Origin of the sequence: uncultured Fibrobacter sp. (genome assembly GCF_947305105.1) — a bacterium.
In the GTDB taxonomy this organism is placed as follows: Bacteria; Fibrobacterota; Fibrobacteria; order Fibrobacterales; family Fibrobacteraceae; genus Fibrobacter.
Genome location: NZ_CAMZCS010000014.1, coordinates 1 through 15,254 on the forward strand (window position 1 = coordinate 1; position 15,254 = coordinate 15,254).

The 15,254-nt window shown below is 54.8% G+C and carries 13 protein-coding genes and 1 pseudogene; 3 read left to right on the forward strand and 11 right to left on the reverse strand.

Annotated elements, in window-relative coordinates; genetic code table 11:
- The first annotated feature begins 84 nt into the window (after window positions 1-84).
- From Q0Y46_RS08070 to Q0Y46_RS08080, 3 genes are all read left to right on the forward strand, one after another.
- Entirely contained in the window at window positions 85-1,446 is a 1,362-nt protein-coding gene (locus Q0Y46_RS08070) for a BamA/TamA family outer membrane protein (RefSeq protein WP_295682219.1), read from the forward strand.
- A 95-nt stretch (window positions 1,447-1,541) separates the two neighbouring features.
- Window positions 1,542-2,132: an inorganic diphosphatase gene (locus tag Q0Y46_RS08075; protein WP_295682221.1), complete on the forward strand. Its 591-nt coding sequence runs from the start codon at window positions 1,542-1,544 to the stop codon at window positions 2,130-2,132.
- A 185-nt stretch (window positions 2,133-2,317) separates the two neighbouring features.
- Window positions 2,318-4,576 carry a fibronectin type III domain-containing protein gene (locus Q0Y46_RS08080; RefSeq protein ID WP_297946497.1) on the forward strand — a complete coding sequence of 753 codons (2,259 nt, stop codon included), beginning with the start codon at window positions 2,318-2,320 and terminating at the stop codon, window positions 4,574-4,576.
- Window positions 4,577-4,996: 420 nt separating this feature from the next.
- On the opposite strand, the gene Q0Y46_RS08085 is transcribed toward Q0Y46_RS08080, so the two are convergent.
- From Q0Y46_RS08085 to Q0Y46_RS08130, 11 genes and pseudogenes are all read right to left on the reverse strand, one after another.
- Complete coding sequence (locus tag Q0Y46_RS08085) at window positions 4,997-6,439, reverse strand: NADH-quinone oxidoreductase subunit N (protein WP_297946500.1); 1,443 nt, start codon at window positions 6,437-6,439, stop codon at window positions 4,997-4,999.
- Window positions 6,440-6,442: 3 nt separating this feature from the next.
- Window positions 6,443-7,972 carry an NADH-quinone oxidoreductase subunit M gene (locus tag Q0Y46_RS08090; RefSeq protein ID WP_295682230.1) on the reverse strand — a complete coding sequence of 510 codons (1,530 nt, stop codon included), beginning with the start codon at window positions 7,970-7,972 and terminating at the stop codon, window positions 6,443-6,445.
- Between the two features lie 6 nt (window positions 7,973-7,978).
- Window positions 7,979-9,931, reverse strand: a complete 1,953-nt coding sequence (nuoL, locus tag Q0Y46_RS08095; protein WP_295682232.1) for an NADH-quinone oxidoreductase subunit L — start codon at window positions 9,929-9,931, stop codon at window positions 7,979-7,981.
- Window positions 9,924-10,229: an NADH-quinone oxidoreductase subunit NuoK gene (nuoK, locus tag Q0Y46_RS08100; protein WP_173843533.1), complete on the reverse strand. Its 306-nt coding sequence runs from the start codon at window positions 10,227-10,229 to the stop codon at window positions 9,924-9,926. Before nuoK ends, nuoL begins: the two co-directional genes overlap by 8 nt.
- Window positions 10,226-10,798 carry an NADH-quinone oxidoreductase subunit J gene (locus Q0Y46_RS08105; RefSeq protein WP_297946503.1) on the reverse strand — a complete coding sequence of 191 codons (573 nt, stop codon included), beginning with the start codon at window positions 10,796-10,798 and terminating at the stop codon, window positions 10,226-10,228. The genes nuoK and Q0Y46_RS08105 overlap by 4 nt, the downstream gene beginning before the upstream one ends.
- A complete protein-coding gene (locus Q0Y46_RS08110; protein ID WP_295682240.1) occupies window positions 10,798-11,271 on the reverse strand; it encodes a 4Fe-4S binding protein in 474 nt (157 codons plus the stop codon). The genes Q0Y46_RS08105 and Q0Y46_RS08110 overlap by 1 nt, the downstream gene beginning before the upstream one ends.
- Window positions 11,272-11,301: 30 nt before the next feature.
- Entirely contained in the window at window positions 11,302-12,423 is a 1,122-nt protein-coding gene (locus Q0Y46_RS08115; RefSeq protein ID WP_295682243.1) for a complex I subunit 1 family protein, read from the reverse strand.
- Window positions 12,424-12,426: 3 nt separating this feature from the next.
- Window positions 12,427-13,566, reverse strand: a complete 1,140-nt coding sequence (locus Q0Y46_RS08120) for an NADH-quinone oxidoreductase subunit D (RefSeq protein ID WP_173843530.1) — start codon at window positions 13,564-13,566, stop codon at window positions 12,427-12,429.
- Window positions 13,563-14,285: an NADH-quinone oxidoreductase subunit C gene (locus Q0Y46_RS14910; protein ID WP_366522503.1), complete on the reverse strand. Its 723-nt coding sequence runs from the start codon at window positions 14,283-14,285 to the stop codon at window positions 13,563-13,565. The genes Q0Y46_RS08120 and Q0Y46_RS14910 overlap by 4 nt, the downstream gene beginning before the upstream one ends.
- Before the next feature lie 54 nt (window positions 14,286-14,339).
- Window positions 14,340-14,822 (reverse strand): annotated as a pseudogene (locus Q0Y46_RS14915) (NADH-quinone oxidoreductase subunit B family protein); the annotation flags it as partial.
- Complete coding sequence (locus Q0Y46_RS08130; RefSeq protein WP_173843528.1) at window positions 14,813-15,193, reverse strand: NADH-quinone oxidoreductase subunit A; 381 nt, start codon at window positions 15,191-15,193, stop codon at window positions 14,813-14,815. The gene Q0Y46_RS08130 and the pseudogene Q0Y46_RS14915, both read right to left, overlap by 10 nt.
- Between the last annotated feature and the right edge of the window lie 61 nt (window positions 15,194-15,254).

A 15,254-nucleotide genomic window follows, 5' to 3' on the forward strand; every position in this document is an offset into this window, starting at 1 on the left:
GTGCTAAAGCACTAAGTGGTCAAAGGTAGTCTCTATTTTCTAGCCTCTCGCCTCGTGCCTCATTTTTTTCTATCTTACCTTTTCGTGATTGATTTTGTGAAAATTGCGGGCCTTCTTGTCGGGTTTTGTGCCTGTGTCGCCTTTGCTGAGCCTTCTGCTGCCCCAGAAACGGGTGCTGCCGGTTGCTCTGATGGCGTTGTGGTCTCGTCCATTGAATTCAAGGGGCTTGAACATACGAAGCCGCGCGTCGTGGAACGCGAACTTTTGAACAAGGTGGGGGAGCCGTTCTCTGCCGAAAAGTTCGAAACCGAAAAACTCCGCCTGCAAGACCTCGACCTCTTCACCGAAATCACCGTAACCTGCACCCCCGCAGCCCCCCAGCCCACGAACCTCGAGCCTCGGGCCTCGAGCCTCACCTACTCCTTCAAGGAAATCTTCCGCTGGATTCCCTCTCCGGCAGGCAAGGAGACCGACCGCGACGGGCTTATGCTCGGTCTTGCTCTTGCGAATCTGAACGTACTTGGCGAAGATATCCGTGCTGAAATCCAGTACCGTACATCCACCGACCCGTTCCTAGACAATAACGAGTACGCTTTATATGTGAGTTCCCCTTACTTTTTCGGCCTCCCGCTCGGCTGGAATTTCGAGTTCCTGCGGACCGACAGCTATGACGATATCCGTGGTTACCAGGACGACAGCTGGCTTGTCGATCTAGACCTGGATTATGCGCTTCTTCCTCACTTGTCTCTCCTGGGTACGCTTGCGGGTAGAGTCTTGGAGAATGCGGCGTTCTTGCCTGAATTCGGTTTGGGCTTTGCGTTCGATTACCGCGACAGCAAGCTTGATACGCGCAAGGGTGTGTATTACGAATACATGCTGACTCACGTGGGTGGCACGGACGAAGACAAGGGGGCCGAGAGCATGGGTAGCGAGAACTACTGGGAACTCTTGACGGATGCCCGCGCCTATTTTACCATGAGCCGTTTCGTGACCGGTGCGACCGCCCTAGTGCGCTTCCGCCCGGGTGACGTGAAGTTTTACGACTACTATTACCACGGGGGGCCGAATACATTCCGCGGGCGTGGAGGTACCCCCATCGGTGGCAAAGAAGATGAGGCCGATTCTGTACGCCTTGGGGTGCACGAGGTCTTGCTCACGCTCGAAGAGCGCTTCGTGCTGATGGAACGCCATGCGGCAAGCGTACTGGGTGTCAATTTCTTCTATGGGGTGCAGCTTGTGGCCGGCTTGGACGGAAGCCTCCTGTGGGACAAGGGGCACCCCGGTTGGGATGATTACGAGGGGGCTGTCTATGGCGGCGTCCATCTGGTGATTCCGGCCCTTGACCGGATCCGTTTTGAGGTCGGTTATAGGCCCGATAGGGGAGAACCTGCTTTCTATTTCGGCTTGTTTGACAAGGTTATTTCGTCTCGCTGGCGCAGCCGCTGACGCTCCCTTGACCTTTTTGTAAAATTTTGTTAAATTTGTGTTGCTTTTTTAATATGGAAGATAAATCGGGCTCAATGTGGGCCCTTGGAGAATAAATGGCAATCAATTATCTAGATCTCCCCATTGGTCGCAAGTACCCCTACGAGGTGGAATGCGTGGTGGAAATCGGCAAGGATACAAGCCTCAAGTACGAATATGACGAGCGCCTGCACGTGTTCCGCCTGGACCGTTGCCTCTTGAGCTCCATGAGCTATCCTTGCACTTACGGCTTTATTCCGAGCACCAAGGCCGACGACGGCGACGCGCTCGACATGCTCATTTACAGCCCGGCTTCGATGATGACGGGCACTGTCTGCACCTGCCGCGTCATCGGTGCTCTCGACATGACCGACGGCGGCAAGAAGGACTACAAGGTGTTGGGCGTCCCGGTGTTCAACCCGCGCCCCATCAAGGACATCAGCGACGTAGACCAGATGTTCTTGCGCATCACCAAGAACTTCTTCCAGAACTACAAGGAACTGGAAGGCAAGGACGTGCAGATTGGCGAATGGCAAGACGCTGCGTTCGCCCGCGAAAAGGTGATTGCCGCCCATCGTGCCTATTTCCAGAACCAGGTGCAGATTCCCGATACATTCTATCAGGAACCCGAACACGGCGACCATCTCCCGCCCGAAGAACTGATTTAGGACGGATAGACTCTTTTTTGTGGGCTGTTTTCTGAGGAAAATAGCCCTTTTTTGTGCTTAAACATGTGATTTATTTTGCATCTGGCGAAAAAAAGTAACCTTGGCTATGTGAAAAGCTGTAAAAAGATGTATTTTTGTAAGCAACTAGTTACAATTCTATAGTAGGCTTGCCTACAGGAGTTAAGATGATTCTAAAACGCTTTTCCTTTATGCTGATGGGCTCCGCAGTTCTTTCTACGGCCCTGCTCCTTGGCGCTTGCGGCGACAGCTCTTCTTCGTCGGGCACCAATGAAGATGATGAACTGGGTGAGGTTCAAGTCAAGGCCAAGTCCTCCAGTAGTAGCAAGAAAAAGACTTCCAGTTCCAGTTCCGAAACATCGGCAAATGATGCTGAAGATCCATCCGATCTCAAGGAGTCCAAGACTCTGGAAGCTCCGTCGAATGTGACCCTTTCGAGACTTGCTCCGAGCGTTTGGGAACTGAGCTTCTCGTACGAAGGAAAGGACGCCGAAAGCTTTGTCGTGCAGCGCTATGCTCCTGGGAATAAGTCTTGGGAAGAATATGACAAAATCGATGCCGAAATGACTCATTTCCTTATCGATGGCGCGAAGAACGGCGGCTATTACTATCGCCTCGCCGCGAAGAACGAAGAGACTCGTTCTGCCTATACAAAGGAAGTGTTCGTTTCGGATGAAGTTGAATATGCCGATGGCATCAAGCTCACTCCTCCTACGGCAAAGCCGAACGTTTCTGAAGAAAACGTGTTGGAAATTGTGCTTACCGGGAACTACCCGAGCAAGGCCATCACGAAATCTATTTACAACAAGGACTCAAAGGGCAAGACCGTTGGTAGCGTTTCTTACGAGGCCCGTTTTGTGACGGGGACCGAGAAGAGCGTCGATACCGTGAAGGTGTCCGTGGATCAGTCCTCCATTTCTAAGACATTCAATAGTGTCGAAGAACAGTGCAATGCCTATGCCCAAATTCGCGTGGTTTGGACCGACAAAAACGGCGAGTCCGATTACGGTGAATGGTCTGACCCGATGGGCACGAAGGCCGGTACGAACACCAACCTCATCGATGAGGATAAACGCTGCGAGGCCAAGGCATCTTCTGGCGATGAAGGTGGCGAGGGCGGTGAAGGCTCCGGCTCCGAAAGCTCCGAGAAATCCAAGGTCGCGTTTGCTGTCCCGTCGAACTTGATGGTGAAGAACCAGGATGCAGGCACGTGGATGCTGGAATGGTCGTACAAGCCGGTTGAAGCTCGTCCTGAAAAGGGTTTTGTCATCCAGAAACTCGACCTTGAAAACAGCAAGTGGGAAGATTTCGATACTACCGGTGCCGGTGTCTACCGTGCGATGATTACTGGCCTTACCGACCCGTACAACTATTTCCGCGTTGCTGCTTTCGACGACGACGGCATGTCCGAGTTCTCTACGGATGTCCTGGTTTCGGTGAGTGAAGCGGATGTCGAGGTCACGGTGGTGAATCCGCCTGCAAACCTTGCGATTGCCCGTATTGCTCCGAGTGTGTGGGAACTCAGCTGGCAGTACGATATCGCCAGCGATAATCCGGATAGGAAGTTCATCATCCAGTCTTCTAAACTGAAAGACTTTGAATGGACTGATGTGGAAACCGATATTGAAGGTGATGTTCGCTATTACCGTATTCAGGGTCGCGACAAGATTGAAACTTATTACCGCATGGCCGTCATCGACAAGGAAGATACATCCGCCTTTACGGAAGCAGTCCAGCTGACTCCGGAAATCCCGTATCGCGAATACATGGCGCTCAACGTCCCTGTTCCGACGATGAAATTTATCAAGTATTACACCACTAATTACGAAGTGGACAAGGATACTTCTACGAAGAACGATGTCACATATGTCGATGGTACTGCGACATACACGATTACGGAGAACTTTATCAGCAAGTATATCGCCGAATCGGAATACACGGATACGATGTATTACGAGGCCCGTTGGTTCACTTCTCTGGAGCATTACAACGACTACAAGATCGGTGGATGCGATGGAAAGAAGACTTCTAATGGCTGCGACAGCTGCTACTGGGAAGAACAGTTCCCGTATCAGGAACCCTCCATTAAGAAGGGCTTCTATGAAAGCGATATCTATCTCCCTGGAAAGGATGGAGATAAGGATACGACGGTGTATACGTACTGCAAACTTTCTACTGGATACAGTCCGTCGGAACATTCCAAGATCTATGATCCTGCAACAGACAAGGACGAAAGAGAGGCTCTCATTGCGATAGAAGTTGCGATGTCCAAGTGCTTGCAGCATTATGTCCGTAACATTTGCGGTTACTATGTACAGATCCGTATTGTCTGGACCGACACGAATGGCGAGACGGACTGGAGCGAATGGACGCAGCCCTTCAGCGTAGCGGACATTAGCGGCGCTGACGATATCTGCGCTAGATAAGAACCGTATTGAAACGATTTAAAATGGCCTCCCTTCGGGGAGGCTTTGTTGTATGAGATAGTAGGAAGTAGACAGTAGGAAGTAAGCAGTGGTTGGTGGTTAGTATTTGTCATTCGCAGGCGCATGACTCGTCGGCTCAGCCATGCCGAAACGCAAGCGTTTTGGCGTGGCATTCGCCTTGGTTGTCATTGCGAGGGGTGAAAACCCCGAAGCAATCTCCATCAGAGAATCTAGAGGCTAGGATCTAGAGACTAGGGGAAATGAGGTCGGCACTTCGTGCCTTTGAGGTATGAGGAATGAGGTCAGTAAACAGTGGTTAGTGTTTGGTGGTTAGGGGGTGATTCCCAAGTTCGACTTTTATTGCTTACTAATTACTTGATAAACTCACTGCTCGTGTCTCGAGCCCCGGGCCTCGAGACTCTAAAACGTAAACCCGCCGAAGATGTTGTTGCTCAGGAAGGGGAGCACGCCGAGCAGCACGACGGCTGCGGAAAGCGCTATGATGATTGTCCTCTGTCGTTTGGTCAGGCGAAGCGGGGAGAGATGATCTTCGGGTTCGTCGATCCAAGCGCTCTTGATGAGTTGCAAGTAATAGTACAGCGCGATAACGTTGTTCAAAACGGCGAAACCGACGAGCATGTAGTGGCCCGTGGTGGCCCCGGCAAAGAACAGGTGGAACTTGCCGAAGAACCCTGCCAGAGGCGGAATACCGGCCAAGCTGAACATGGATATGGCGAGCGCAATGGCGAGGGCCGGGTTCTGCTGGCTGAGCCCGCGTAGAGAATAGAATGTTTCTTCGCGGTGGTGGCCGATGATGCCGAAAATGAAGAACGCGAGGTAGTTCGACACGGCGTAGATGAACAAGTAGTAGATGATTGCCGTGCGTGCCATTTCGATGGGCCCGAGGAGTGCAATCATGATATAGCCCGCCTGCGCGATGGAACTGTATGCCATGAAGCGGCGGAGGCGAGTCTGCTTGAGCGCACCCAGGTTACCGACAAAGAGCGTGGTACCGGCGAGCAATGCGATGAACGGTGCCATTTGCTCCTGAACGGGAGAGAGAGGCCCAAAGACGAGCACCACGAGGAAGGCAATTGCGGCTGTCTTGGAGGTTACCGAGAGAACGGCCGTGACCGGGGTCGGTGCGCCTTCGTAGACATCGGGGGCCCAAGTATAGAAGGGGAACAGCGTAAGCTTGAAACCGATGCCGCAGAACAGGAACAGGATGGCAACCCAGAGCAGGGGATTGGATGTTCCGGCCTCGACGGCGGTGCGGATTTCGTTGAAGTAGATGGAACCCGAGAAACCGTAGAGGTAACTGAACCCGAACAGTTCAAAGGCAGTCGCAACAGAACCCATCATGATATACTTGGTGGCCGCTTCGGAACCCATCTGGTCTTTCTTGTTCCAGGCGGTGAGCGCATACATCGGGATAGTGGCGATTTCGAGCCCGAGGAAGAACGTGAGCATGTCGCACGCCGAGACGATGGTGAATCCGCCGAAGGTGGCGAAGGCAATCGCGCCGGTGAATTCTGCAAACTGGTGCATTTGCGGTTTCCCGTCGGCTCCGTGCTCGAAGTAGTCCTTCGAAAGCCACATGCCGAGCATGGCCGAGAGCATGAGCACTTCGCGGATAAGCACGCCGAAGTCGTCGATTTTCCAGTTGCAGATAAAGAACTTGCCGATGTTATTCGTGAGCGGAATGAAGTTCAGCAAAACGAAAATGACAATGAAACCGATGTTCGCCAAGCGCCAAGGAATCGGCGATCTGTAGCTACAGAAAAGTCGGCTGCCGATGACGAGGAACGGGAACAGCAGCAGGAGCGCGTCGGGAATAATGAAGTTCGGTAGGATAAAGTTCATTTTTTAACCTCCAACCACGGTGGCCGTCGCTGCGGCAATTCTGTTGAATATTGGAGCGATGCTCGTGTCGAGCATGTCGGCTATCCAACCGGGGCAAACACCGATGAAGAGCAGGCAGAGTACCAGGAATGCGATGACAATTTTTTCGCGGATATCCGCATCGGTGAGCGATTCGTATTTTGAGGGCATGTTGCCGTGCAACATGCGGTTCGCCGTCTGCAAGATATAGACGGCTGTCGTCGTGATGCTCAAAATGGCGAGAACCGTCACGAAGCGCGTAATGGTGGAATCTTGCTGGAACGCGCCGATGAAGATGTTGCTCTCGGCGATGAACCCGCTGAATCCCGGCAGGCCGAGGCCTGCGAAGCCCGCGATGACGAACCCTACGCCGAGGAACGGGAGCTTGCGCATGATACCGCCCATCTGGGTGATGTCGCGGGTGTGCGTGCGTTCGTAAATCATGCCGATAGAGGCGAAGAAGAGCCCGGTGAGGAACCCGTGCGAAATCATCTGGAGGCTGGCGCCGCGCAGGCCCACTGGCGTAAGTGCTGCAAGGCCGAGGAATATGAGGCCGAGGTGGCTGATGGAGCTGTAGGCGGTGATGTACTTGAGGTCTTTGTGGCGGATGGCGATGAAGGGGCCAAGGACCACGTTGAAAATCAGGAGCGCAACGACGTAGGGAAGCCAGAATTTGGCTGCTTCGGGCATGAGGAACATGGCGACGCGCAGGCATCCGTAAGCGCCCATCTTCATCATGACGCCTGCCGCGAGCATGGAGACGGCTGTCGGGGCCGCGGAGTGACCGTCCGGGCTCCAGAAATGGAACGGGAACAGGGAACTCGAAACGGCGAATCCCATGAACATGAGGGGGAATGCCCACATCTGGAAATCCATCGGGAGCGAAACCCTGGAAAGTGCCATGATGCTCCAGGTGTCGAGGCCGGACTGGAAATAAATCCCGAACAATGTCGCAAGAATCATCGAGGAGCCGAAGGCGAGCGTCAACGTGAGCTTTTTACCGCCATAGTCCTTTTTCCCGGAACCGTAACCGGCAATCATCAGGTACATGCAGAGCGCTTCCATTTCGTAGAAGGCAAAGAACAGGACGAGGTCCATGCTCATGAACACTCCGTAGACGCTTGTCGCAAGGATCTGGATGAGGGCGAAGAAGATTTTCTGGTTGCCCTTGATGTTCCAGCTGACCAGCATCCCGGTCCAGACAATTGCCGAGGTGAGGAAAAGCAGCAGGATGTTCAGGCCGTCGGCTCCCACGGTGTAATGCGCGTTGATGCTACTGAGCCAAGGAATGTCGGTAAAGAAACGCAACAGGAGCGGGAATGCCTTGGGGTCGGCTGGCTCTGCGCCCATGGTGTAGACCCGGTAGGTCAGGTAACCGATGATTCCCATTACGATGGTGCCGGAAACCGTATGCAGAATCTTGATCAGCTTTATCTTTGAGCTGGGAATGGGCACGCTGATGAACACTGCGAGGAGTGGTATTGCCCAAATAACGTTAAAAAGTAGCGTATCCATAAAAACCTACAGCGGAAGTTGTCCAAAGATTCGCCAGAAAATGACGCCGACGATGAGGGTGCCGAGATAGAAGGGCATGTAGCCCGCCTGCGCGAAGCGTACCAGGTCTCCGAGCTTGTGAATGAACCATACCACGAAGGCGAGGATGCCTTCGATGATGTAGTCCTGGATAAACCTCGATACGCGGGCGACGCCTCCAAAGATGAATTGACGCACCACGGCGTAGTACATCTCGTCGAAATAGAACTTGTGGTAGACGATTTTGTAGAGGCGGGGCCTGTTGGTCTCGTCGAGAGCCTTGCTTATCTTGGCCTTGGGGCTGCAGTAGCATACCCAGGCGATGAAGAGGGCGAGGAGGGCTACGCCGACGGCGATGTAGGGGAGCCACGGGAGTTCTTCGAGCTGGACCAATTGCGGGACGTGCAGTGAACCCGGCTTGAAGTAGTGTTCGAAGAAGCCCTTGGCGATGTAACCGCCGAGGAAACTCGGGATGGCGAGCACGACGATGGGGAGCGTCATGGCGAAGTCTTCCTTGATACGGTGGCCGCGCACGAGATCGCTGCGGGCATCCCCGTGGAATGCGAGGAAGAACATGCGGAACATGTAGAACGTGGTGAGGCCGCTCGTGAGGAGAGCGAGGCCAAAGACGACGTAGTGGTGCCCCTGGAATGCGGCGAGGATGATTTCGTCCTTCGAGAAGAAGCCGGAGAACGGCGGAATTCCCGAAATCGCGAGCACGCAGATGAAGCAGCACCAGTAAGTGAAGGGCATCTTGCTCCAGAGCCCGCCCATCTTTTCGAGGTCGTTCGTGTGGACCACGTGGATGACGGAACCTGCAATGAGGAACAGGCTGCACTTGAAGAAGGCGTGCGTAAAGATGTGGAACGTGGAAGCTGTCCAGCCTGTAGCGACGATGACATCGCCCATGCTGCAGACGCCGAGCGCAAACATCATGTAGCCTAGCTGCGAGAGCGTGGAGTAGGCGAGGATGCGCTTGATGTCTTTTTGCGTGCAGGCGATGACTGCGGCAAATACCATGGTGAATGCGCCCACGACCATGATGAGGGTGAGCGTCCCCTTGCAGATAGCGAAGAAGGGGAAGAGGCGTGCAACGAGGTAGACGCCCGCGACGACCATGGTTGCGCTGTGGATGATGGAAGATACTGGTGTCGGGCCTTCCATGGCGTTCGGGAGCCAGATGTGCATCGGGAACATGGCGGACTTGCCCCAGCCGCCGATAAAGATGAGCACGGCTCCGAGAATGAGCGCATCGGCCTGCGAAATGGTCGTGATGCCGAGGTTGATGGTCGTGTGGTAGAATTCGTGCAAGCTCAAGTCGTTGATGACGGAGAAGTCGAACGAGCCGACGATGTAGCTTACGAGCACGATGCCGCACAGGAAGAAGCTATCGGCGAAGCGGGTGAGAATGAACGCCTGCTTGGATGCGCTGACCGCCGAGGGTTTGTGGTACCAGAAGCCGATGAGCAGGTAGCTGGAAACACCCACCAGTTCCCAGAAGATGAACATCTGGAAGAGGTTTGTTGCAGCGACGAGGCCGAGCATGGAGAAACTGAACAGCGAAAGGAGGCTGAAGAAACGCCCGGCCGAGGGGTCCTTGCGCATGTAGCCAATGCTGTAGATGTTCACCATGAAGCTGATGAAGGTGACGACGACCATCATCATCATGGAAAGCGGGTCGGTAAGTAGGCCGATGTTCGCGTTGAAACCGGCGAAGGGCAGGAAGGTGAATTCGTAAGGAATCACCTTCCCTGGCGCCATCCCTGACGTGAAGTAGTCGACGGCAACGAGGATGGCGCAGGCCGCCGCGATTCCGTTCCCGATGACCGCAATCGCGGCGGCGCCCTTCGCCGAGCGGTTCCCGACGAACAGGCCGTTGATCACGAAGACGAGCAGCGGCAGGAGGAAAATGAAGTAGCTGAGGGTAATTCCGTTAATCATGCAAATCCCTCAACTGGTCGGCGTCAAGGCTGTGGTGGCGACGGTACATGTTGACGATAATGGCAAGGGCGATTGCCATTTCGCATGCCGTGACCGCGATGACGAAAATGCTGAAAAGTGCGCCCGCAGTGGAATCTTTCGCGCTGAAGTAGGCGAAGGAGATAAAGTTGATGTTCGCCGCGTTCAGCATGAGCTCGATGGAAATGAGCATGCCGATGAGGTGACGCCTGCGCATGAGGCCCCATACACCGATTCCAAAGAGGAGGAACGCGAGAATTAGGCAGTTCATCAAAGTCATTCTTTTTCCTCCTTGCTCCTACGCGCAACAGTGATTGCGCAGATGAGCGTCATCAGGAGAAGGATACTTACAATTTCGAAGGGTATCACGAATCCGTCTGCACCGTAGCCGAGGAGGCGGAGTGCAAATTGCTCCAGCGAGGCGTAATTGTCCGGCGAGGCCACGGCGCTTTCTGTCAGTTCGTGGACGGGCAGGATGCACTTGACCATGACGAGCACGAACCCGATCGATATGGCGAAAGCCGTGAAGATGCGCGGGATCTTTGTCGTGAAAGCGTCCTCGCCGAGGTGGCTTGTCAAGAGAATCGTGAAGACGACGAAGATGACGACACCACCGACGTAGACCATCACCTGGGCGAGCGCGATGAATTCGGCGTGGAGCAACAGGTAGAGAATGGCGGTTGTCACGAAGGAGAAAATCAGGAACACGGCGCTCTGCAAGATATTCTTCACGGCGACGGTCATGACTGCCGTTACGAGGATGATGAACGCTACGACGTAAAAGGCGATATCCGTGCCACCCAACGGGAATGTCAGCGGAAAATCGGGAATTGCGAGGTTCGGGAACATTAGCCTTGACCCTCCTTCTTGTTCAAAATCATTTCGAGCGAGGACGGGTCGGTTGTCGCGACCTCGAAGGCCGGGCTCATGACGATGGCGCCAAACGGGCACGCCTCGACGCAAAGGCCACACTGGGTGCAGCTTGCAAAGTGGTAAACGTAGCGGCCCAGCACCTTCTTGCCCGCGATGTTCTTTGTCGGGAGCACGTTGATGCTTGCGTTGGGGCAGGCGCGCTCGCACATGCCGCAGGCCGTGCAGTGGTTGTTGCCCTCTTCGTCCTCGACCATCTCGAGCCTACCACGGTAACGCTCGTGCATCCGAAGCGTCTTCTTGTTTTCGGGGTACTGCTCGGTGACAATTTTCCACGGACTGAGGAAATACTTGAGCGAAACGGAAAGGCCGCATATCAGGCTCCAGGGGCCCGTGATGCAGCGCTTCAAGTAGCGCTTGAAATATTGAACTAACGTAATATTCTCTTGCATAACTTCCTACTGTCTACTTCCTACTTCCTACTAACCACTAATTACTATATACGCTGCGCCTGCACCCAGGAGCAACAAGTTTACTGGCAGCAGGAACTTCCATTCGAAATCCATCAGCTGGTCCACGCGCGGGCGTACGAATGTCCAGCGAACCATCATGTAGCACCAGATCATGAAAAACACTTTGGCAAAGAACCAGACGACTCCGGGAACCATGGTGAGGTAGTTGTCCACAGCGGCAACTCCGATGCAGGGCGCATGGAAACCGCCGAGGAAGCAAGTCGTTGCCAATGCCGAGTTCGTGACGAGCGCGATGTATTCGGCGAGGTAGAACATGGCGAATGGTGTGCCGTTGTATTCCGTGTGGTAGCCGCCGGTGAGTTCCTGTTCCGCTTCGGCGATGTCGAAGGGGGCGCGGTTCATTTCGGCTGTACTCGAAATAAAGAAGAGGATGAATCCGATAAAGCCGAGGACCGGAATCTTGAAGATGAACCAGTCTGCTATGGTGCCGGCCTGGCTCTGCGTGATGCTCATTAGGTTCGTGGAACCCGAAATCATCACGACGAACAGGAGAATCATCGCGAACGAAATTTCGTAGCTGATCATCTGGGCGCCGCTACGGAGCGCACCCAGGAGCGAGTACTTGTTGTTGCTGCTCCAGCCGCCGAGCAAGATGCCCAGCACGCCGAAACCGTTCACGGCGATAATGAGCGGAATGCCCATGGAAACATCCGAGACCACGAGGTTCTTGTCGAAGGGGATGAGCGCTGCCACCATGAAGGGCGCGATGAGCACGATGAGCGGGGCGAGGTAGAACATGAGTTTGTCCGCACCGCTCGGGGCGTAGACTTCCTTGAAGAGCATCTTGATGACGTCGGCAATGGTCTGGAGAGTACCGTGCCAGCCGAGGCGCATCGGGCCAAGACGGCATTGCACGTGGGCGCAGACCTTGCGTTCCATGTAAATGAGGATGGGCGCAGAACCGATGTTCACGGCGCAGACCGCGATAATGCAGATGACGGCATTGACGAGGAAGGCGACGATGCTGTCGAGCGTTTGCGACTGGAGCTGTTCCGGCAGGTAGGCCGAAAGTTTCGGGACCCACTCGCGGACGAAATCGCCTATAGGATGTGTAACGGAGGGAACGTACATAAGTTACCTGTCAATTTCGGGAATCACGGGGTCTAGGGTTGCCATGATGGTCACGAGGTCGGATATCTTGTGGCCCTGGACCATCTTGTTGAGTGCTGCGATGTGCGGGAAACTCGGACCGCGGGTATGGATGCGGTAAGGCTTCTCGCCGGTGGTCGCTGCCACGACGTAGGTGGCGTAAAGTCCCTTCGCCGTCTCGATTTCGCTGTAGTAGCGGCCGACGGGGAGGCGAACCGGTTTTTCCTTGCTGCGCCACGCGCCTTCCTTCGGGAACTTGTCGATACATTGCCTCAGGATTTTCATGGACTCGTGGATTTCGGCGATGCGGATTTTGTAGCGGTCGTAGCAGTCTCCGTTGTGGAACACCGGAATGTCGAAGTCGAGCTGGTCGTAAATGCTGTAGGGGTTCGCGCGGCGCACGTCGAACTCGACGCCACTGGCGCGGAGCACGGGGCCGGAGCAACCATAGGCGATGGCGTCTTCTTTGCTCAGGATTCCAATGCCGACACTGCGTTCCAGCACGATGATATTCTTGGAGAGGAAGCGTTCGTAGTCGCGCATCGCTCCTTCGAGGTGGTCGAGGAATGCCTTGACGCGCGGCAAGAACGTGTCGGGCACGTCGTAGCGGCTTCCGCCCGGCCTGAAGAAGTTCGTGGTGAGGCGCGAGCCTGTGACTTCTTCGAGAATGTCGTGAATCATCTCGCGTTCCTTGAAACCGAACAGCAAGCAGGTTTGCCCGCCAAGGTCGCCGCCGAAGCAGCCGTAGAACACGAGGTGCGATGCGATGCGGCCCAGTTCCTGGAGCATCACGCGGATGTATTCGCCCTTCTCGGGGACTCCCACGTTCATGCCCTTTTCGAGAGCAATGACGACGCCCAAGTTATTTTGTATGGCTGTGAGGTAGTCCTGCCTGTCGGACATTGCGATGTACTGCAGGTAGCTCATGGATTCGGCCTGCTTCTCCATACCGCGGTGGATGTAGCCGAAATGCGGCACAAGCTCCACGATGGTTTCGCCGTCCATGCGCAGCGCCAAGCGGAGTGCCCCGTGGGTACTCGGGTGCTGCGGGCCCATGTTGATGAAAAATTCTTCGGTATTGGTTTCGCGCTGGATGCGGAATCCCGGAGGGAGTGTTGCACTCATACGGGCCTCCTTATCATCTGCGGGTGGGTAAAGTCCTTGCGCAGCGGGTAGCCTACGAAGTCCTTGTCGAGGAAGATGCGGCGCTGGTCGGGGTGGCCTTCGAAGTTGATGCCGAACATGTCGTAAATCTCGCGCTCCTTGACCTCGGCTCCCGGATAAAGGTTGCTGATAGTGGGGACGCTTGCGAGCAGCGACGTGGGGCGGGCTTCTTCGGCAATGGCGAAGTCCTTCTTGAGCTGGACGCACAGGAACAACTTGTGCCCGATTTCCATGCTCCTGAGCATCGTGACTAAATCAAAGTGGTCGTCGTAGTCGATGGCTGTCTCGTCAATCAAGAAATCCATCTTGAACTCGGGATCGTTCTTCACGAATTCAACCATCGGCAAGTAGTCTTCGAAATCCACGATGACTTCGAGCGGATGGTCGGCAGGAATCTGCGCCACGACTTCTTCAATCGGGGAGTCGCTGTGCGTGTGCACGGTAACTTTCGGGAACTTCGCACGGAGCTTGGCAAAAAGTTCGGACTGGGTCAGCCCGCCCTTGTGCGTGGGCGTGCGCGGCACTTCGGGGAGTTCTTCCTTCTTGATGCGGATGGGCTTGAAGGAACTCTTGTAGTCGGGGTGCTCTTCCTTGAACTTGGCGCGGGCCTCGGCCATTTCCTCGTCCTTCATCTCTTCGAGAGCGGCCCAGGTCTTGGCGGCTTCGCGGTAGCGGTCCATGGTGGACACGTCCTTCGGGCGGCCCACATGCCACGGATGGCGGCAGGTTTCCTTCAGGATTTTTTCGCGCAACGTGAGAAGCCCATGGAACAGCGCTTCGGGGCGCGGCGGGCAACCGGGGACGAACACATCGACCGGGATGAGGTTCTGTGCGCCGCGGACAACAGCGTAGTTGTCGTAGATGAACGGGCCACCGCTGATAGTGCATGCGCCCATGGCAATGGCGTACTTGGGGCCGGGAATCTGTTCCCAGAGCATCTGGATGGCGGGAGCCATGCGGCGAGTAATCGTACCTGCCAAAATGAAAAGGTCGGCCTGGCGGGGAGAGGCGCGGAAAACTTCGGAACCGAAACGCGCGATGTCGTAACGGGCCATGGAGCTGCTCATCATCTCGATGGCGCAGCAACTCGTACCGTAGGTGAGGGGCCAGATGGAATTGGCTCGGGCCCAGTTCACGACGTAGTCGACAAGGTTGACTATGTATTTGCCGCCGGGAATCGGGTCAAGGATTTTCGGGGTGTAGTTGATTATTCCCATTTGAGAATTCCTTTTTTCCAGGCGTAGGCGAGGCCTGAAACAAGAATCGCTATGAATACGATCAGGTCGACGATGACGACCATGGGAGAAAGTGCGGTGTGGCCCGCCATAATTTCTTTGAAGTTCGCCAGAACGGGGAACAAGAAGAGCGCTTCGATGTCGAATACGAGGAACAGCAGGGCGAACAAGTAGTAACCCACCTTGAACTGGATTCTCGCGTTGCCGATAGTCTCCATGCCGCATTCGTAAGGGGCCATCTTGTTCTTGGTGTTCCTGGTGCGGTAGCCGAGCAAAAGCCCGGTGATGGTCGCCGCTGCCGCGATGAACGCACCCAGGAAGAGGAAGATTGATAGGATTATATATTCAGACATGGCTAGTTACTCATACCTCACAGTTCAAAACTCACAACTCACAACTGATAACTCGCAACTG